The 18,857-nt window shown below is 66.3% G+C and carries 15 protein-coding genes, 1 tRNA gene and 6 pseudogenes; 17 read left to right on the plus strand and 5 right to left on the minus strand.

The annotated features are described in order from the left end of the window. The first annotated feature begins 130 nt into the window (after positions 1-130). The 5 genes from M9978_RS21760 to M9978_RS21780 all read left to right on the plus strand — a co-directional run bounded on the left by M9978_RS21760 (position 131) and on the right by M9978_RS21780 (position 2,213). A complete protein-coding gene (locus M9978_RS21760) occupies positions 131-505 on the plus strand; it encodes an RcnB family protein (protein WP_254297081.1) in 375 nt (124 codons plus the stop codon). A 179-nt stretch (positions 506-684) separates the two neighbouring features. Continuing rightward, positions 685-1,086, plus strand: coding sequence for a 30S ribosomal protein S6 (rpsF, locus tag M9978_RS21765; RefSeq protein WP_254297083.1), 402 nt, complete (start codon positions 685-687; stop codon positions 1,084-1,086). A 12-nt stretch (positions 1,087-1,098) separates the two neighbouring features. Then, positions 1,099-1,323, plus strand: a complete 225-nt coding sequence (gene rpsR / locus M9978_RS21770; protein ID WP_069321915.1) for a 30S ribosomal protein S18 — start codon at positions 1,099-1,101, stop codon at positions 1,321-1,323. 11 nt (positions 1,324-1,334) lie between these two features. Next, entirely contained in the window at positions 1,335-1,937 is a 603-nt protein-coding gene (rplI, locus tag M9978_RS21775) for a 50S ribosomal protein L9 (RefSeq protein ID WP_254297085.1), read from the plus strand. A gap of 78 nt (positions 1,938-2,015) precedes the next feature. Continuing rightward, positions 2,016-2,213: a hypothetical protein gene (locus M9978_RS21780; RefSeq protein ID WP_254297088.1), complete on the plus strand. Its 198-nt coding sequence runs from the start codon at positions 2,016-2,018 to the stop codon at positions 2,211-2,213. A 94-nt stretch (positions 2,214-2,307) separates the two neighbouring features. Here the strand turns inward: M9978_RS21780 and M9978_RS21785 are convergent, their stop codons facing one another. After that, on the minus strand, positions 2,308-2,646 hold the full coding sequence (locus M9978_RS21785; RefSeq protein ID WP_254297090.1) for a hypothetical protein: 339 nt from the start codon (positions 2,644-2,646) through the stop codon (positions 2,308-2,310). 61 nt (positions 2,647-2,707) lie between these two features. Then, positions 2,708-4,504, minus strand: a complete 1,797-nt coding sequence (gene mutL / locus M9978_RS21790; protein WP_254297092.1) for a DNA mismatch repair endonuclease MutL — start codon at positions 4,502-4,504, stop codon at positions 2,708-2,710. 149 nt (positions 4,505-4,653) lie between these two features. Between mutL and M9978_RS21795 the strand changes: the two genes are divergently transcribed. The 8 genes and pseudogenes from M9978_RS21795 to M9978_RS21830 all read left to right on the plus strand — a co-directional run. Further along, complete coding sequence (locus M9978_RS21795) at positions 4,654-5,694, plus strand: rod shape-determining protein (RefSeq protein ID WP_254297094.1); 1,041 nt, start codon at positions 4,654-4,656, stop codon at positions 5,692-5,694. Between the two features lie 14 nt (positions 5,695-5,708). Beyond that, positions 5,709-6,602, plus strand: a complete 894-nt coding sequence (locus M9978_RS21800) for a rod shape-determining protein MreC (protein ID WP_254297096.1) — start codon at positions 5,709-5,711, stop codon at positions 6,600-6,602. After that, complete coding sequence (gene mreD / locus M9978_RS21805) at positions 6,599-7,111, plus strand: rod shape-determining protein MreD (RefSeq protein WP_254297098.1); 513 nt, start codon at positions 6,599-6,601, stop codon at positions 7,109-7,111. The genes M9978_RS21800 and mreD overlap by 4 nt, the downstream gene beginning before the upstream one ends. Then, a complete protein-coding gene (mrdA, locus tag M9978_RS21810; RefSeq protein WP_254297099.1) occupies positions 7,108-9,138 on the plus strand; it encodes a penicillin-binding protein 2 in 2,031 nt (676 codons plus the stop codon). Before mreD ends, mrdA begins: the two co-directional genes overlap by 4 nt. Beyond that, positions 9,135-10,265 (plus strand): rod shape-determining protein RodA, encoded by a 1,131-nt coding sequence (rodA, locus tag M9978_RS21815; protein WP_254297101.1) that lies wholly within the window; start codon positions 9,135-9,137, stop codon positions 10,263-10,265. Before mrdA ends, rodA begins: the two co-directional genes overlap by 4 nt. Positions 10,266-10,367: 102 nt before the next feature. After that, positions 10,368-10,443 (plus strand) — tRNA-Lys (locus tag M9978_RS21820). 352 nt (positions 10,444-10,795) lie between these two features. Then, positions 10,796-11,704: a tyrosine-type recombinase/integrase gene (locus M9978_RS21825; RefSeq protein WP_254297103.1), complete on the plus strand. Its 909-nt coding sequence runs from the start codon at positions 10,796-10,798 to the stop codon at positions 11,702-11,704. A 4-nt stretch (positions 11,705-11,708) separates the two neighbouring features. Further along, positions 11,709-11,900: pseudogene (locus M9978_RS21830) on the plus strand (transposase zinc-binding domain-containing protein); the annotation flags it as partial. 288 nt (positions 11,901-12,188) lie between these two features. Here M9978_RS21830 and M9978_RS21835 read toward each other — a convergent pair. Beyond that, on the minus strand, positions 12,189-13,232 hold the full coding sequence (locus M9978_RS21835) for an IS110 family RNA-guided transposase (protein WP_254297105.1): 1,044 nt from the start codon (positions 13,230-13,232) through the stop codon (positions 12,189-12,191). Between the two features lie 116 nt (positions 13,233-13,348). On the opposite strand from M9978_RS21835, the pseudogene M9978_RS21840 reads away from it, so the two are divergent. The 3 genes and pseudogenes from M9978_RS21840 to M9978_RS21850 all read left to right on the plus strand — a co-directional run. Continuing rightward, positions 13,349-14,350 (plus strand): annotated as a pseudogene (locus M9978_RS21840) (IS91 family transposase); the annotation flags it as partial. Positions 14,351-14,885: 535 nt separating this feature from the next. Beyond that, complete coding sequence (locus M9978_RS21845; RefSeq protein ID WP_254297107.1) at positions 14,886-16,175, plus strand: O-acetylhomoserine aminocarboxypropyltransferase/cysteine synthase family protein; 1,290 nt, start codon at positions 14,886-14,888, stop codon at positions 16,173-16,175. A 202-nt stretch (positions 16,176-16,377) separates the two neighbouring features. Then, positions 16,378-16,719, plus strand: a pseudogene (locus M9978_RS21850) (transposase); the annotation flags it as partial. A gap of 12 nt (positions 16,720-16,731) precedes the next feature. On the opposite strand, the pseudogene M9978_RS21855 reads toward M9978_RS21850, so the two are convergent. Further along, positions 16,732-17,070, minus strand: a pseudogene (locus tag M9978_RS21855) (integrase core domain-containing protein); the annotation flags it as partial. A gap of 154 nt (positions 17,071-17,224) precedes the next feature. Between M9978_RS21855 and M9978_RS21860 the strand changes: the two are divergent. Further along, positions 17,225-18,488 (plus strand): annotated as a pseudogene (locus M9978_RS21860) (IS110 family RNA-guided transposase); the annotation flags it as partial. A gap of 245 nt (positions 18,489-18,733) precedes the next feature. On the opposite strand, the pseudogene M9978_RS21865 reads toward M9978_RS21860, so the two are convergent. Further along, positions 18,734-18,857: pseudogene (locus M9978_RS21865) on the minus strand (IS3 family transposase); the annotation flags it as partial.

The following is an 18,857-nucleotide window of genomic DNA, read 5'->3' on the forward strand; positions in this document are numbered from 1 at the left end:
GATGAACGAAGCTGAACGGCTTGCGACACTCGGCGACCATTTTGCCGCTCGCCCGCGATAGTTGCGCGACACCCTGCGCCCAAATTGCATCTGTCACCCGAACAGGGGGCCTCACAGAGGAGTAGATGAAATGAAAAAGTTCGTTCTCGCCGCCGTCGCGACCACGCTGGTCGCCAGCCCGATCCTGGCCGCGGCTCCCGCCGCTGCCGCGCCGCAGCGTTACGAGATGACCCAGCGCAGCGGCTATGGCGACCGCTATGGCGACAACCGCTTCGAACGGGACCGCCGCTACCAGCCAACCCGTAGCCAGTATCGCAACTGGAAGCGCGGCGAACGCTTCGACAGCCGCTATGCCCGCAACTACCGGCAGGTCGATTACCGCCAGTATCGCGGCCTGCGGGCGCCGCCGCGCGGCTACCGCTATGTCCAGTCGGGCAATGACGCGGTGCTGATCGGCATCACCTCCGGCATCATCGCGGCGGTCTTCGCCGGCATGATCCGCTAAGACTTCCTCCCGGGCGGCGGGGCAGCGATGCCCCGCCGCTTGCCTTTTGCCGGAAGCGCGCGTAATGGCGCCTCGTTGAGCGGCAGCCTCGGCTGGCCGCTTTTCGCATATGAACGACAGCCGGAGGGGCGTTTCGCATGGTGCGGGCGTCAGCGATCGGCCAACAGTGAGAATGACGCATGGCTCTGTACGAGCATGTGTTCCTTGCGCGCCAGGATCTGGCACCGGCGCAGGTGGACACGCTGGCGGAAACCGCCACCAAGATCGTCGAGGACAACAATGGCAAGGTCGTCAAGACCGAGACCTGGGGTCTTCGTTCGCTCGCCTACAAGATCGCGAAGAACCGCAAGGCGCATTACGTGATGCTCGAGATCGACGCCCCCGCCGGCGTGGTCGCCGAGCTGGAGCGCCAGACGCAGATCAACGAAGACGTGATCCGCTACATGACCGTCCGCGTGGACGAGCTGGAGCAGGGTCCGACCGTGATGATGCGCAAGGGCCAGGAGCGCGAGCGTGGCCGTGGCCGCCGCGACCGCGAAGAAGGCGGTAACAACACCGGCTTCAGCAACTCGGGCGAGTAAGGAGAAAGAATCATGGCACGACCCTTTTTCCGCCGCCGCAAGAGCTGCCCCTTCTCCGCGAAGGACGCGCCCCGGATCGATTACAAGGACGTTCGTCTGCTGCAGGGCTTCGTGTCCGAGCGCGGCAAGATCGTCCCGTCGCGCATCACTTCGGTGAGCGCGAAGAAGCAGCGCGAGTTGGCCGTCGCCATCAAGCGCGCCCGTCACCTGGGCCTGCTGCCCTTCATCGTTAAGTAAGGAGCGGACCCATGGAAGTCATTCTGCTCGAGCGGGTCGAGAAGCTCGGCCATATCGGGGACGTGGTGCGCGTGAAGGACGGCTTTGCCCGTAACTTCCTGCTCCCGAACAAGAAGGCGCTTCGTTCGAACGAAGCGAACCGCAAGGTCTTCGAGGCCAATCGCGAGCGCATCGTCGCCGAGAACGCCGCCAAGCGTTCGGACGCCGAGAAGGAATCGAAGACGCTGGACGGCGTTTCGGTCACCCTGATCCGCCAGGCGTCGAACACCGGCCAGCTTTACGGCTCGGTCGCGGTGCGCGACATCGTCGAGGCGCTCAACGCCGACAAGCATCATGTCACCAAGGCGCAGGTCGTCCTCGACAAGCCGATCAAGTCGATCGGCCTGTACGAAGTGCGCGTCGCGCTCCACGCCGAAGTCGCCGTGACCGTCAAGGTCAACGTCGCGCGTTCGCCGGAAGAGGCGGACATGCAGGCACAGGGCGTCGACGTGATGGAGGCGATGTTCGAGAAGGACGAAGCCGGCTTCGTCGAGGCATACGACCCCAATGCCGAGCCCGGCGCGACCGCGGAAGCCCGCGAGGACGCTCCGGCCGAGGAGCAGACCGAGGGCTGATCCCCTCGCTGCTTGCGAACCAAGAAAAGGGCCGCACCGGGCAACCGGGGCGGCCTTTTTCGTTGAGGCGCGCCGTCCGTGGATGGCATCGTCGCGCACGACCAAAAGGCCGCCCGGATCGCTCCGGACGGCCTCCTGTTTCGCTTGGGGGCGAAGGGGTCTGGGTCTCAGCCGGCGAACATCGCCGTCAGCATCACGAACAACGGCACCGCCGCGAGTACCACTGGCATTACCTTGCTCATCACTTCCTCACTCGAACGCTCTGTTCATGGCTAACAATGCGTTGCGGCGGCGAAGGTTGCATCGGATGAAAACTGACGGCAGCTAGCGTGCTGCAAATGCGCTGTTTTTTGCGCCTGCCGTCGCCGCGTCAGTGACGGGCCGCGCTGGCGGCCTTGCGATCGGCGGACGCCTGGCCCTGCTTGCGCTTGCCCGACGCGCCGCGTTTGGCCTTGCCCGACGCGGCCCCGCGCCGCGCATAGAGATAGCTGCTCAACGCGGCAGCGGCACCAAGCGCGACGGCGGCGCCGATGCCGAACAGCGTGGTTTGGTTCGGACCATGGTGCGCTTCAGCCGCCGACCGCTCGGCTTCGGCTTCGGCTTCGGCTTCGGCTTCGGCAGCGCGCTGCTTCACCGCTTCGGGTATTGGTGCCGGATGGAGCGGATAGGGCGATTGCGATTCCTGGGGAATCGGTGGCTGATGAGTCATGGTGCTTCCTCTGTTCGGTTGGACGCAAAACGCGCCGCACTTCAAGCGGTTGCGTGGCGCCTCACTTCCGCCCGAACAGCCTCTCGATATCGCCATGCGCCAGCTTCACCCAGGTCGGGCGGCCATGGTTGCACTGGCCCGAATGCGGCGTGACCTCCATTTCGCGCAGCAGCGCGTTCATCTCCGCGACCGACAGCACCCGCCCGGCGCGCACCGATCCATGGCACGCCATCGTCGCCGCGACATGGTCGAGCCGCTCCTTCAGCGACAGCGCCTCGTCGAACGCTGCCAGTTCGTCGGCGATGTCGGTGACCAGCGCGCTCACATCGCCCCCGCCCAGCATCGCCGGGGTCGCGCGCACCAGCATCGCGCGCGGGCCGAACCGCTCCAGCTCCAGCCCGAACTCGGCCAGCTCGGCGCTGCGTGCCTCGAGCCGGTCGCACGCCGGCTCGTCAAGCTCGACCACCTCGGGCAGCAGCAGCGCCTGCGAGGAGACCCCGCCATCGCTCATCGCGCGCCGCATCCGTTCGAGCACCAGCCGCTCGTGCGCGGCGTGCTGGTCGACCAGCACCAGCCCGTCCTCGGCTTCGGCGACGATATAGGTCTTGGCCACCTGCCCCCGCGCCACGCCGAGCGGGAAGCTGGTCACGCCCGGCACCGGCGCGGCGGCGGGTTCGGCGCGCGCCTGGGGCGGCGCGATGAAGCTCGTCCGGCGGTCGAACACGGCGCTGGTGCGGGGCAGCGTCGCGGTCTCGCCCCATAGATTCGCCTGGGGGGCGGGCGCTGGCGCGAGCGGTTCGGCCTGCCACAACCCCATCACCGCCGCATCGGCACGCTGTACGCTGCGGTGGCCCGCCTCGTCCAATGCACGCCTCAGCCCGCTGACGATCAGCCCGCGCGCCAGTTGCGGGTCGCGAAAGCGCACCTCGGTCTTGGCCGGATGCACGTTCACATCGACCTGATCTGGGGGCACGTCGAGGAACAGCGCGACCACCGGATGGCGGTCGCGCGCCAGCATCTCGGCATAGGCGCCACGCACCGCGCCGTTGAGCAGCCGGTCCTTCACCGGGCGTCCGTTGACGAACAGATATTGGTGGTCCGCCACGCCACGGTTGAAGGTCGGCAGCCCGGCGACGCCGCCAAGGACCACGCCTTCGCGCTCGAAATCCACGCCCACGCTGTTGCCCGCCAGCTCGCGGTCGGTGAGCGCGGCGACCCGCTCGGGCCGGCTCATCCCCTCCTGCACGCTCAATACGCGCCGCCCGTCATGTTCGACCGAGAAGCCGACATCGGCCCGCGCCATCGCCAGCCGCTTCACGACGTCGAGGCACGCGGCATATTCCGACCGCGTCGAGCGCAGGAACTTGCGCCGCGCCGGCACCTTTTCGAACAGTCCCTCGACCCGCACCCGCGTGCCGGGCGGCAGCGCTGCCGGCCCCTCGCCCGCCAGCGCGCCATTGTCCACCGCTCGCGACCAGCCCCCGGAATCATTGGCGCCGCCGCGCACCCGGCTCTCGATCGTCAGCCGCGCCACGCTCGCGATCGACGGCAGCGCCTCACCGCGAAAGCCCAGCGTGGTCACCGCTTCGATTGCCCCATGCTCCCACAAGGCTTCCGGCAATTTCGAGGTCGCATGGCGTTCCAGCGCGAGCGCCATCTCGGCGCGGTCCATGCCGCAGCCGTCGTCGGTCACCTCGATCAGCTCGATCCCGCCGCCCGCCAGCCGCACGGCGACGCGCGACGCGCCCGAATCGATCGCGTTTTCCACGAGTTCCTTGAGCGCGCTGGCGGGGCGTTCCACCACTTCCCCGGCAGCGATCCGGTTGACAAGATGCTCCGGCAAGCGGCGTATTGACATGGATGCCGGTGTAGCCCAAGCGGCGTCATCCTGCGACCCGTATCCGCCAGATTTTCGAGGCTGGAGTCGATCCGCCTCGAACGGGTCAGGTATAAACTTCAGTGCGAACAAGCGGCCAGGGCCATGCCGCGACAGAACGGTGCGAACAGATGGGTTTCTTCCGCTTTTTCAAGTTGATGTCGCATGATCTCGCGATCGATCTGGGGACCGCGAACACCGTGGTCTATCTGCGCGGCCGCGGGGTCGTGCTGAACGAACCGTCGGTGGTGGCGGTCGAGACGCTGAACGGCATCAAGCGGGTCAAGGCGGTCGGCGACGACGCCAAGCTGATGATGGGCAAGACCCCCGGCAGCATCGAGGCGATTCGCCCGCTGCGCGACGGCGTGATCGCCGACATCGACGTCGCCGAAGAGATGATCAAGCACTTCATCCGCAAGGTCACCGGGCAGCGCAAGTTCATGCGCTGGCCGCAGATCGTGATCTGCGTGCCGTCGGGCTCGACCTCGGTCGAGCGCCGCGCGATCCGTGACGCCGCGTCGAACGCCGGCGCATCGCAGGTCATGCTGATCGAGGAGCCGATGGCGGCCGCGATCGGCGCCGACATGCCGGTGACCGAGCCGATCGGCAGCATGGTCGTCGACATCGGCGGGGGCACCACCGAAGTCGCGGTGCTGTCGCTGCGCGGCCTCGCTTACTCGACCTCGGTCCGCGTCGGCGGCGACAAGATGGACGAGGCGATCGTCTCCTATGTCCGCCGCAATCATAACCTGCTGATCGGCGAAGCCACCGCCGAGCGCATCAAGCAGGAAGTCGGCGTCGCCAAGCCGCCGGCGGACGGCATCGGCCGCACGATCCACATCAAGGGCCGCGACCTCGTCAACGGCGTACCCAAGGAGATTCAGATCAATCAGGGCCAGATCGCCGAAGCGCTGTCCGAGCCGGTCGGCACGATCGTCGAGGGCGTGCGCATCGCGCTCGAGAATACCGCGCCCGAACTGGCCGCCGACATCGTCGATCAGGGCATCGTCCTCACCGGCGGCGGCGCGCTGCTCGAAGGGATCGACGAGGTGCTGCGCGACGAGACCGGCCTGCCCGTCACCGTTGCCGAGGACCCGCTGACCTGCGTCGCGCTGGGCACCGGCCGTGCGCTCGAAGACCCGATCTTCCGCGGCGTCCTCATCCAGGTCTGACAGGAAGCAGGAGCATGGCGCCGCCCAATAACCGGCGCCCCGGATTTTCGCGGCGGGCGCAATACGGCCTCTTCATCAGCTACATGATCGCGGGCGGCGGTGTGCTGGTCGGCGCGGTGTTGCTGTTGCTGTCGATGTTCAACCCCCCGGCCTATGCGGCGGTCCGCGGCGCCTTTTCCGAACTGGTGACCCCGATCGCGTCGGGGCTCGACTGGACGCGCCGCGGGATCAGCAGCGTGCCGGGCGGCATTTCCGGCTATTTCGGCGTGCGCGGTGAGAATGAGCGGCTGCGCGCCGAGGTTACGGCCAACCGCGTGCTGGTCGAGCAGGCCCGCTCGACCACGCTGGAAAACCGCCGCCTGCGCCAGCTGCTCAAGGTCCGCGACCGCGCCGCCGATCCGGTGGTCGCCGCCCGCCTCGTCTATTCCACCGCGTCGAGCACGCGCCGCTTCGCGACCCTCAACGCCGGATCGTGGCAGGGCGTGCGGCCGGGCCAGCCGGTGCGCGGCCCCAACGGGCTGATCGGGCGCATCGTCGAGGTCAGCCCCAACACCGCGCGCGTCCTGCTGATCCAGGATCCCGAAAGCATTGTCCCGGTCCGCCGCCTGCGCGACGGCCTGCCCGCGATCGCCGCCGGCCGCGGCGACGGGCTGATCGAGATCCGCTCGGCCGGCGCGGCGCAAGTGCTGTTCGAGCCGGGCGACGCCTTCGTCACCTCGGGCACCGGCGGCGTCTTTCCGCCCAATATCGCGGTCGCGCGCGTGCGCAGACGCTCGCGCGACATTGCGGAGGCCGCCCCGCTCGCCAGCCCGGATTCGCTCGACTTCGCGCTCGTCCAGCAGCCCTTCTTTCCCGAAGCCGGCCCAACGACCGGCGGCGCGCGCGCGCCGGAAGCGGCGCCGCGGTGAGCGGATCGCCCTTTGCCGGGCTAGGCAAGGCCGACACCTCGGCGCGCGCGCGCTGGCTCGCCCCGCTCAGCATCGTGCTCGGCTCGCTGGTCACGCTGGCGCCGTTCAAGGCGTCGTTCCCGATCCTGCCGCCGTTCGGGCTGATGATGCTGCTCGCCTGGCGGCTGCACCGCCCCGACCTGCTCAAACCATGGGCGCCGGTGCTGCTGGGCTTTGCCGACGATCTCGTCAGCGGCCAGCCGCTCGGCAATTCGATGCTGTTCTGGACGGTGTCGTGCATCCTGATCGATGTGCTAGATACGCGCATCGTGTGGCGTGACTTTTTTCAAGACTGGCTGCTGGCCGCGGGCGCGATCGGCTTCTGCCTGATCGGTGGGCGGCTGGTCGCCGCGCCGCTCGGCGCGCATGTCGATACGGTGCTGCTCATCCAGGTGCTGATCTCGATCGCACTGTTTCCGGTCCTCTCGCGGTTCGTCTCGCGGCTCGACGGCAAGCGGCGCGCGCGATGAGCGGCCCGGTGCGGATGATCAGCGAGGCGCAGCAAAGCTACAGCTTCTCGCGCCGCGCCGTGCTGCTGGGCGGCATTCAGGCGACCGCCGGACTCGTGCTGGCCGGGCGCATGACCTGGCTCGCAGTCTATGAGAACGACAAGTACAAGCTGCTGGCGGAGAGCAATCGCGTCAATCTAACGCTGATCCCGCCGCGGCGCGGCTGGCTGGTCGACCGCAACGGTGCGCCGATCGCCAACAACCGCACCGACTTTCGCGTCGACATCATCCCCGACCGGCTGGAAAAGGAGAGCAAGGGTCAGGTGCTCGCGCAGCTGCGCGACCTGCTCAAGCTCACCGCCGAGGATCTCGCGCGGATCGAGGAGGATCTGAAGGGCGCGGCCGGCTTCCAGCCCGTGCAGGTCGCCGAAAATCTCGACTGGGAGCGCTTCGCCGCAGTCAGCGTGCGCTTGCCCGAGCTGCCCGGCGTCGCGCCGACGCGCGGCTTTGCGCGCAACTATCCCGCGGGCGCGGCGGTCGGCCATCTCGTCGGCTATGTCGGCGCGGCGACCGCCGAACAGTTCAAGGCAAGCAAGGACCCGTTGCTGGTCACACCGGGCTTCAAGCTGGGCAAGGACGGTCTGGAAAAGATGCTCGAAGGCCCGCTGCGCGGCAAGGCCGGCGCCAAGCGCGTCGAGGTCACCGCACGCGGCAAGCTGGTACGCGAGCTCGCCACGCGGCCGGACGAGCCGGGCCAGACCATCCGCCTCACGATCGATGCCGGCTTGCAGGAATTTGCGGCGCGCCGCCTCGGCAACGAATCCGGTTCGTGCACAGTGTTCGACGTCACCAACGGCAACATCCTCGCGATGGTGTCGATGCCGGCTTACGACCCCAATGCCCTTTCCGACGGCATCAGCCGCAGCGAGTGGAAGATGCTGTCGCAGGACGACCATCTGCCGCTGATGAACAAGACGCTGCAGGGCCTCTACCCGCCCGGCTCGACCTTCAAGCCCGCCACCGCGCTCGCCATTCTCGGCGCGGGGGTCGATCCCAGCCGCGTGATCTATTGCAATGGCGGCTATCAGCTCGGCAATCGCCGCTTCGGCTGTCTTGGCCGTCATGGCCCGATGACGATGCACACCGCCATCGCGCGCAGCTGCAACACCTATTTCTACACGCTCGGGCGCGAGATCGGGATCGAGCCGATCGCCGCCGCCGCGCGCAAGCTCGGCTTCGGCGCCGAGTTCGAGCTGCCCTTGCCCTCCCAGCGTTACGGCACCATTCCTGACACCGCGTGGAAGATGCGCCGCTACAAGCAGGACTGGACTCAGGCGGACACGCTGAACGCCGCGATCGGTCAGGGCTATGTGCTGGTCAGCCCGTTCCAGCTCGCCCTGTCCGCCGCGCGCGTCGCATCCGGCCGCGAATTGCTGCCCTCGCTGCTCGCGGGCAAGCGCAAGCCCGCAAGCCGCCTTGCTTTCCCTGAGGAGCACCTCGCCATCGTCCGATCGGGCATGGACGAGGTGGTCAACGGTCACGGCACCGCCGGCGCGTCCAAGCTTCAGCTCGACGGCATCCGCATGGGCGGCAAGACCGGCACCGCGCAGGTGCGCCGGATCATGGACCGCAACCGCGGCCAGGGCGGCGACTGGAAGTATCGCGACCACGGCCTGTTCGTTTGCTTCGCGCCGGTCGACAATCCGCGCTACGCGGCATCGGTGGTGATCGAGCATGGCATGGGCGGCGCGCGCGCGGCGGCGCCGGTGGCGAAGGACGTGCTGACCTTCCTGTTCGACAAGCAGAAGGCGCTCGATACGCTGGCCGTGCTCGAAAATGGCTGGGGCGGCGACATTCGCGCGCGCATGGCCACGAGGGACGCCGCCTTCCGCGCCGCGCAAGGCCTGCCCGCCGCCAAGCCCACGCCGGGGGCGTCCCCGCTGCCGCAGCCGACGCCGAGCGCCACGGCCACACCGATGCCCGCCGCGACCCCGACGGCAACCCCAACCCCGGCGGCATCGCCCTCCCCGCAAGGACCGGACGAATGAACCGCCTCAACACCGGCCCGGGCTTCGTCCCCGCCCCACTAGCGCAATTGCCCTGGCTGGTGATCCTGCTGGTCTGCGCGATTGGCGGGTTCGGCGTGCTGGTGCTGTTGTCGGCAGCCGGCGGCGATCTCAAATGGGCGCAGCCGCAAGGCGCGCGATTCCTCGTCTTTCTCGGCATGGCGCTCGTGCTGTCGCGCGTGCGTGAGAATATCTGGTCGACGCTCGCCTTCCCGCTCTACGGCATCTTCCTCGTCATGCTGATCGGCGTCGAGCTGCTCGGCGCGGTCGCGGGCGGCAGCCAGCGCTGGCTCGACCTCGGCTTCATCCGTCTCCAGCCGTCGGAGATGATGAAGGTCGCGATCATCCTCGCTTGCGCCAAATTCTACGACATGCTGCCCGCGGGAGAGATCCGCAAATTCGGCGCGATCTGGCCGGCGCTCGCGATGATCGCGGTGCCGGCCGCGCTGGTCATGCTGCAACCGGATCTCGGCACCGCGCTGATGATCACTGCCGGCGGCATCACCGTCATGTTCCTGGCCGGTGTGCCGCTGCGGCTGTTCATCGGCAGTGGGCTGGCGCTGGCGGTGTCGGTTCCGATCCTCGTCAACTATGTGCTGCACGAATATCAGCGCAACCGCGTGCTCACCTTCCTCGACCCCGAGAGCGACCCGCTCGGCACCGGCTATCACATCAGCCAGTCGAAGATCGCGATCGGCTCGGGCGGCATCTTCGGCAAGGGGTTCCTCAACGGCACGCAGAGCCATCTCGACTATCTGCCCGAAGGTCATACCGACTTCGCACTGGCGACGATGATGGAGGAATGGGGGCTGATGGGCGGCCTGTTCGTGATCATCGCCTATGGCCTGCTGATCCGCTGGGGCATCGTCGTCGGCGTGCGATCGAACAGCAAGTTCGGGAAGCTGGTCGCCGCCGGCATCGCCACGACGATCTTCTTCTACGTGTTCATCAACATGGCGATGGTGATGGGGCTGGCGCCGGTCGTCGGCATCCCGCTGCCGCTGATCAGCTTCGGCGGATCGGCACAGATGACCATCCTGATCTGCATCGGCATCCTGATGTCGCTCGACCGCCAGAACCGGCTGAACCGCGCGACGACGCGCTGGTGACGTTTTTCGAGGCAAAGGGTGTTGCAATCGCAAAACCCGGATGCTAGGCGCGCCGCTCCCGACGACAGGAAGCGCCCCGCGGCGCCCCTTACCGCCCGGAATGGACGCATAGCTCAGTTGGTAGAGCAGCTGACTCTTAATCAGCGGGTCCTTGGTTCGAGCCCAAGTGCGTCCACCAAAATCTTCCCCTGAATCAGTTACTTACGCTTCCCTTTTGGGGTGTAGCCCCCGATCGGGATCCTAAAATTCGCTATAGGTCCCCTATAGGATCCACGCACTTTGCCTAGGATGAAGCGCTGCGCACGTGCGCGAATCCTCACTAACCGGATCAGCATCGCCTCAGATGAACGGGAAGACTCATCGGCGCGATTGCCTCGTGGCCTTCGACCGAACATGGGCCGTTGTACGAACCCGCTCCGCGGGAGTGGCGCTGGCGGTGAGGTAGCGGCGAAGACGCCGATGTTCCGCCTGGATTGAGCGACGCGCGTCGCAGGCAGAGCATTGCGACTCCTTCAACCAGGAGTCGACCGATGAACGAGCTTGTCCCCGTTACCGCCCCCGTCAGCCCGCTGCGCCAGCGGCTGATGGACGATATGACCATGCGGCACTTCTCGCGCGATACGCAGCGTAACTACATCCGCGATGTCAGCCGGTTCGCCACCTTCCTCGGGCGCCCTCCCGACGAGGCAACCGCGGACGATCTGCGCCGGTTCCAGATCGAGCAGCGCGAGAACGGCGTGGCGGTGCCGACCATGAACAGCATCGTCGCGGCGCTGCGCTTCTTCTTCAACCACACGATCGACCGGCCGGATCTCGCGCGGCGGCTCGTATGGGTCAAGCAGATGCGCAAGTTGCCGGTCGTGCTGAGCCGCGACGAGGTTGCGCGCCTGCTGGGCGCCACGACCTGCCTCAAGCATCAGGCTGCGCTGTCGGTCGCCTATGGCGCCGGCCTGCGCGTCGCCGAGGTCGCGATGCTCAAGGTACGTGACGTCGATAGCGAGCGCATGCTGCTACGGGTCGAACGCGGTAAAGGCGGCCAGTATCGCAACGCCATGCTCCCGGCTGATCTGCTCGTCCTGTTGCGGCAGTGGTGGAAGCTGGGCCAGCAACAGGGCGTGATGCACCGCGACGGCTGGATGTTCCCCGGCCAGCACGCGATGAAGCCGATCAGCACGCGCCAGCTCCATCGCATCGTGGTCGAGGCGGGGCGGGCCGCCGAGATCACCAAGCGCGTCTGTCCGCACACGTTGCGCCACAGCTTCGCCACCCATCTGCTCGAAGATGGCGTGGATATCCGCATCATCCAGGCGCTGCTCGGCCATGCCAAGCTCGAGAACACCGCCTTCTATACCAAGGTCGCGACCCGCACGGTGCGCGCGGTGACCAGCCCGCTCGACAAGCTCGGCCTGTTCATGCCCGAGGCGGCGCCCTCCGGCTGAGCCGGTGCGCACCTCACTCGAGGTCGCCGATATCTTCCGCACCGCTGGTCCTGCCTATCGGACCGCCCATGCCGGGCACCTGAGCCTGCACCAGCTTAAGATCATGTCGGCGATCGAGCATTGCCGCACCGCTGCGATGGGCGGTCACGTCGAGGCCTGCACCGACTGCGGGCACTGGCGGATCGCCTATAACAGCTTCTCTATCGCGGGCCTGGTCAAGTATGATTAGGCCATAGCGCACCACCTTCGCGTTGGTCTGTCCAGACTGATGTCGCCGCACGGGGCTCTTGCTTCTCTTCGAGGTCGGCGCCGCGCCGCCTCATGATGGGGTAAGAAGGATGGAGCGGCTCAATCTGTCGCGCGGCCTTACCGCGTAGCGGCAGGATCGGCTGTTATAACGAACTCACGCCACCCGTCGTCCCCGTGAGGACATCTTCCTGCCGAGGCAGAACCGGTTGATCTCGTTAGTGCATAGGCCGTGCTGTCACGCCGCTTGGGCAACGGCGGAATCGTTGCTCCAGCGGAAGTCGGTGCCATCGATCCACATACGATGGAGGATGACGGCGAGCCGCCTGGCGACGGCGACAGTGGCCCGGCGCATGCCACGTCGCTGGGCAACCCGCATGCCCCAAGCCTTCAGCCACGACCACTTCTTGCTGTGGGTGAGCATCGACTGTGCCGCCTCGTAGAGCATCGTGCGCAGCATGACGTCTCCGGATTTGGAGACGCCGCCGTCATAGTCGATCTCGCCCGATTGGTGCCGCTTCGGTGTCAGGCCGGCATGCGCACCCACCGCCCGCGAGTGAAGGAAGCGGTGTGGCTGGTCGACCGACGCGCGATACGTCAGAGCCACGACCGGGCCGACACCCGGTACGGTCACGAACCGTCGACACACCGGATCATGGCGGACGACGTCGAGGAGCATCTTGTGGAGCGCGGCCAGTTGCTGACGCATCACGCGCCGGACCGTCAGCAACGGCTCGACGATCGCCGCCAACCGTGGAAAGCCTTCGACCAGGTGCCGGATCCGAGCTTCATATAAGACCGTGCTGACCGTGCCCACCTTGAGGCCGAAGTTGCGCAACGTGCCGCGCATGTCGCACTCGATGTCCAGCAACTTGCGTTGGATCAACCTGCGGCTCGTCAGCAGCATCCGCTGCTCCTGTGCAGCAAGCGTCTTCACATGCACCGGTTTGAACAGGCCGACGCGCATCATCTGCGCTATTCCGCGGGCGTCATTGCGGTCGGACTTGTTGATTTGTTGAGCTTTCAGCAGCGCCTTCATGTGCCGCGTCTCCACGCACACCATCGGCAGCCCTGCCCCCGTAAGGTCGCTCATCAGCCACTGCGACAAGGGGCCAGCTTCGATACCGATCCTGACATAGTCACCGCCAATCGACGTCAGCAGGACGGCGATGTCATCCGGTTCGGTCGGCACCTTGCGCTCGCACAGCACCTTGCCGGTATCGTCCACAACGCACACCGACGTCTCCTTAACTGAGACGTCCAGACCTACAAAATGCGCCATCGCTGTTGCTCCTTTCCTCGATGCACGAGGTCAGGCTCGACCTCAATCCAGGCATCGTACGTGACGGGGCTGCCCTTTCATCCAGCTTCGAAGTGCAGCCGCCGCGATACACCATCTGTCGTAACCGGCACTGTCCCAAGTGCCAGGGCGCCGCCGCACGCACCTGGCTCGCCGAGCGCGAAGCCGATCTGCTCCCGGTCGGCTACTTCCATGTCGTGTTCACGCTGCCTGCGCAGGTGGCGGAGATCGCGTTCCACAACAAGGCGTTGCTCTATGACCTGCTGTTCCGCGCGGCGTCAGAGACCATGCTGACGATTGCCGCCGATCCTAAGCACCTTGGCGCGCGCATCGGCATTACCGCCGTGCTTCATACCTGGGGCTCGGCGCTGACCCATCATCCCCACGTCCACATGATCGTGCCGGGCGGCGGTATCGCGCTCGATGGCAGCCGATGGATATCATCGCGCCCGGCGTTCCTGCTGCCGGTGCGTGTGCTCGGGGCACTGTTCCGCCGGCTGTTCCTCACCCGGCTAATCGCGCTGCACGACGCCGGTCGGCTCAGCTTCTATGGCAGCATGGCTGGCCTCGCCGATCGCCGCGCGTTCCTGCGGCACCTGGCGCCGATCCGCAAGAAGCGCTGGGTCGTCTACGCGAAGCCGCCGTTCGCTGGTCCCGAGGCTGTGCTCGCCTATCTGTCGCGCTACACGCATCGCGTCGCGATCTCGAACACCCGGCTGATCCGGTTCGACGCGGCTGGCGTCACGTTCCGCTACAAGGACTACCGCCGCGCCGGTGCCGACCGGCATCAGGTCATGACGCTCGCCGCAGACGAGTTCATCCGCCGGTTCCTGCTCCATGTCCTGCCACGCGGGTTCCACCGCATCCGCCATTATGGCCTGCTCGCCGGCTCCGCCCGCAAGGCCAGCCTCGCGCACGCGCGCACGTTGCTCGGGGTAGCGCCGCCGCCCGACGACGCTGGGATCGAAGAGCCGATCGATCACCGCCCGCCATGCCCGTGCTGCGGCGGGCACATGATCGTCATCGAAGCGTTCGCTCGCTGGTGCCAGCCCCGCGCCCCACCGCGATCAGCACCCGCAATCGGGAGTATCGCCGCGTGACCCGGCACGCACCATCGCCTTCGACGGTCGCGACATCCATGCTGCGGCTAATGCCCCGTCTTGTGCCGGCCTGCCAGGACGACCACAACCACGCTCCTTCCGGCCCCGACCCATGCGGGATCGATCCGTCCAACGATATGCGAACGGCTAGGTCGCACGAGCACCCCGCCCCTGCGACGGCAGCTCACTCGCCAGCCAAGATCAGCCGAAAGGCGAAATCCCCATAGATCATCCGCTGGGGCCCGCGGGTTCGTACCTCGGGGACTTTCGTACGCCTGCCGGCGCCCGAAACTCTTCACGTGAGCGGACTGGCGGCTTCCAAGATTGACACGTGCAATAGCCGCCATTCATCGGCAGTCGGGCATCAACGGAAGCTGACGACCCAAATATCGTCGTTCAGTCCGATTCGTCCGAACTGAAGGCTGACGCGCGCTGCATCCGCACCGATTCTCCTGGGTAGAGAATGCTTCCCGACTTGCCATGTCCCACTTAAACTCTCCAACGAACCGCCATTTCGCGTGCAGGAGACTCTACCGTGCCAAAACAGAATCATCGTCCGGAGACCTTGGCCCTGCATGCGGGCTGGCGCGCCGACCCTGCGACCGGCGCGGTCGTGCCCCCTATCTACCAGACGACGTCCTACCAGTTTCGCGATGCCGAGCATGCCGCGAACCTGTTCGCGCTCAAGGAACTCGGCAACATCTACACCCGCCTTGGCAACCCGACGACCGATGTGCTGGAGCAGCGCATTGCGGCGCTGGAGGGCGGCGCGGCGGCGCTCGCGGTCGCTTCGGGTCAGGCTGCTACCGCCTACGCGATACAGAACCTCGCCCGTGCGGGCGACAACATCGTGAGCGGCACGGACCTCTATGGCGGAACGTACAACCTGTTCGCCAACACGCTACGCGACATGGGCATCGAAGCGCGGTTCGTCGATCCGAGCGATCCCGACGCGTTCGTTCGCGCCAGCGACGGGCGCACTCGTGCGTGGTACATCGAGACCCTCCCCAACCCCAAGCTGGTCGTCCCCCCGATCGCCGAGATCGCATCCGCCGGCCGGCCGCTCGGCATTCCGCTCATCGTCGACAACACCGCTGCGCCGCTTCTTGCGCGTCCGCTCGATCACGGGGCCGCTATCGTGGTCTATTCGACGACGAAGTTCATCGGCGGCCATGGCACCTCGATCGGCGGCATGATCGTCGACGGTGGCACCTTCGATTGGGCGGCGTTCCCTGAGCGCCAGCCGCTGCTCAACACGCCCGATCAGAGCTATCACGGCGCGGTCTGGTCCGAGGCGGCGCGCCCGCTAGGACCTATCGCCTACGCGCTGCGCGCTCGCGTGGTGCTGCTGCGCGACCTTGGCGCTGCCCTGTCCCCGTTCAATGCGTTTCAGATCCTCCAGGGATTGGAGACGCTGCCGCTGCGCATTCAGCGTCATTGCGAGAACGCGTCGAAGGTCGCGGTCTTCCTGAAACAGCGCCCCGAGGTAACGCGCGTCATCCATCCTTCGCTCCATCAGGGCGTCCAGCGTGAACGCACGGAAGCCTATCTGCAAGGCGGCTTCGGTGGCCTAGTCGGATTCGAGCTCGCCGGCGGCCTGGAGGCCGGGCGCCGGTTCATCGACGCGCTTGAGCTGTTCTACCACGTCGCCAATATCGGTGACGCGCGGAGTCTCGCCATTCATCCCGCATCCACCACCCATTCACAGCTCTCCGCCGAGCAGCAACTCGCAGCGGGCGTGTCCGAAGGCTATGTCCGCCTGTCGATCGGCATTGAGCATATCGACGATATTCTAGACGATCTGGAACAGGCGCTCGAGAGTTGAAGCCAGGCTGCCGCCTCTGCAACGTTCGAACGGGGCCTCAGCGGCAGCACGTGCTTCCTCTCACAAAGTCGCGACCGCGCAGCGGAGTCGATCACGCTCGTCCTCTTGATGAAGTAATGCGGCGGGACGCTGACCCCAGGGGAGCTAAGAGACCGTTTGAGAATGGGTTGAAGCGGCGGCGGTGGCGTGATTCAAGCTCGGGATGTGGACCCGAGCGAGCCGTGGCCGGATGGCTGGATTTGAGCAGCGAGCGAAACGCTACCTGACTGATCTGACGGACGAGGAGTGGCAATTCATTCAGCCGTTCCTGCCCTCGGTGCCCAAGCGTGGGCAGAAGCCGGCGACCGACCTTCGCGCGGTGCTCGACGCGCTGCGCTATCTTGCCCGGACGGGCGGCGGCTGGCGCATGCTGCCGAACGACTTTCCACCGTGGCAGACGGTCTATTGGTGGTTCAGGCGGCTCGTTCGACGGCTGCTGTTCCGCACGATCCACGATGTTGCGCTGATGCTCGACCGCGAGCGTGACCAGCCCCCACCGAGTGGTCCGAGCGGATTGTTAGTGCATTGACGCTTCCATCTCCAGTGTTGGCCGTAGGTGGAGCGAAGCGGAACCGGAGGGCGACACTGGAGATGGGACGGCCTCCGGCGCGGGCGGTCGATACCCGAGCGAGCTATGCGGCCGGACGGTGTTGTAATGTCGCCGCCACGCCTCGATCAGGATCCGGGCCTCGGCTAACGAGTAGAAGATCTCGCCGTTGAGCAGCTCATCGCGCAGCGACCCGTTGAACGATTCACAATAGCCATTTTCCCATGGCGATCCGGGCGCGATGTAGAGCGTCTTCACGCCGACCTTCGCCAGCCATTCTTGCACCGCCGTGGCGATAAACTCCGGGCCATAGCACATTGGGAAGGGCTGGATCGGGAGCCGCCAAGGCCCTGATGGAGACAAGGCCGCGAAGCGGCCGCAGGCTTCATCAGGGCGAGCCATGGCCGGCCAGCAGGTGTCTAAAGTGAAGTTGTCGAGACAACACTTTGGAGGCCGACCGACCATGACCAAGCTCCATTCTACACCCGCTGGCGCCGTGCTGGTAGCGATCGATATGGCGAAGAACCGTCAGGAAGTTCTCATCGAGCGTCCGGAGGGCGGCCGACGCAGGCGCATGACGGTGCTCGCGACCAAGGCGGACTATGACGGGCTTGCCGAGCAGCTTGCCGCGATCGGCAGGCCCATCGTGATCGGCTTCGAGGCGACGGGCAACTACCATCGGACCCTCGCGCATCGTCTGCTGACCGCCGGGTTCGAGTTGCGGCTTATCTCATCGGTTGCGCTCGCGCGAACGCGCGAGGCGTTGCACAATGGCTGGGACAAGAACGATCCCAAGGACGCGCAGGTGATCCTGCACATGCTGCGGATCGGCGCCACCCAGCGCTATGTCGATCCGCTCGCTGCCGGCATCAACGATCTTCAGGAGCTCTCCAAGACGCACGAGGTCGTCTCGAAGATGAAGACCCAGACCTGGCATCGCATCCTGACGCATTATCTGCCGCTCTATTTTCCTGAGATCGCCCGCTTCGCCGGCAACAGCCGCTCGGACTGGTTCCTGGCGCTGATCGAGCGGTTCCCGACTCCGGCGAGCATCACCGCGCTCGATCGGGAAGCCTTCTCAGCGCAGGCATGGCCACTGATCGGGCGCAAGGTCTCCAAGGCCCGGCTGATCAACGATGTATACGAGACCGCCTGCAGCTCGGCGGCGCTGCCGGTGCCAGCGGACTCGGCCGCGATCACCATGTTCTGCATGGTCATCGCGCAAGGACGTAGCCTCATCTGCCAGCGCGACGAGATCGAGCGGCTTGCCCACGCCCGGCTCGCCGAACACGTCGATTACCAGCTGCTGCGCAAGATCCCCGGCATCGGCCCCATCAACGCCCTCACGATCCTGGCCGAGGCAGGCGATCTGCGCCGCTTCAGCCACCATCGCCAGTTCCTCAAGTTCTGCGGCCTCGATCTCGCGACCTGCCAGTCCGGCACGTTCCGCGGCCGCACGAAGCTGTCCAAGTACGGCAACGCTCGCCTGCGTCGCACCTTCTGGATGGCCGCCCAGGTCGCCGCGCGTCAGCGCGACAACAGCTTCCGCGACAAGCTCGGACGATATGTCGCCGGGCACGCGGATGATGCCGATCGTCGCCGCAAGGCGATGACGGCGCTCACCGCCAAGATGGCGCGCGTGGCTCACGCCGTCGTCAAGACGGGAACAGAGTACCGGCCGTTCCTCGAACGGTCGGACGCCAGGTGGAAGGACCCCTCTCTGCAAGTGCCGTGAGGGCGCATCGCGCCACCCTGTAGATAATGTTCGGGCCTTCCACCTGGGTGCGTATCTCGTTTTAAGGATGGTGAGGACCACGGCTGCCGCTGCACCGCTGGATCCTGTGTTTGCTATGGCAGGGAGCGATCCCGTTGACGGTGGAAGCCATCTGGCTCACAATGCATGCAGCGCCGACCCTTGTCGGCGTATAGAGATCTGCTGGCCAAAACCCGCCGCTGCTTCCCCACATAGGACGTTGTCCGACCTGATATGCGCGGGCGGGCCGCGCGTGACGAACAGTTCGGCCAGCGCCGCGAGCACGTCGTCGCTCTTGAGCTTACGCGCCACCGGCAACGCCATGCACTCCCGGCTCGCCTCG

It is taken from the genome of Sphingomonas tagetis (genome assembly GCF_024211275.1).
Taxonomy (GTDB): domain Bacteria; phylum Pseudomonadota; class Alphaproteobacteria; order Sphingomonadales; family Sphingomonadaceae; genus Sphingomonas; species Sphingomonas tagetis.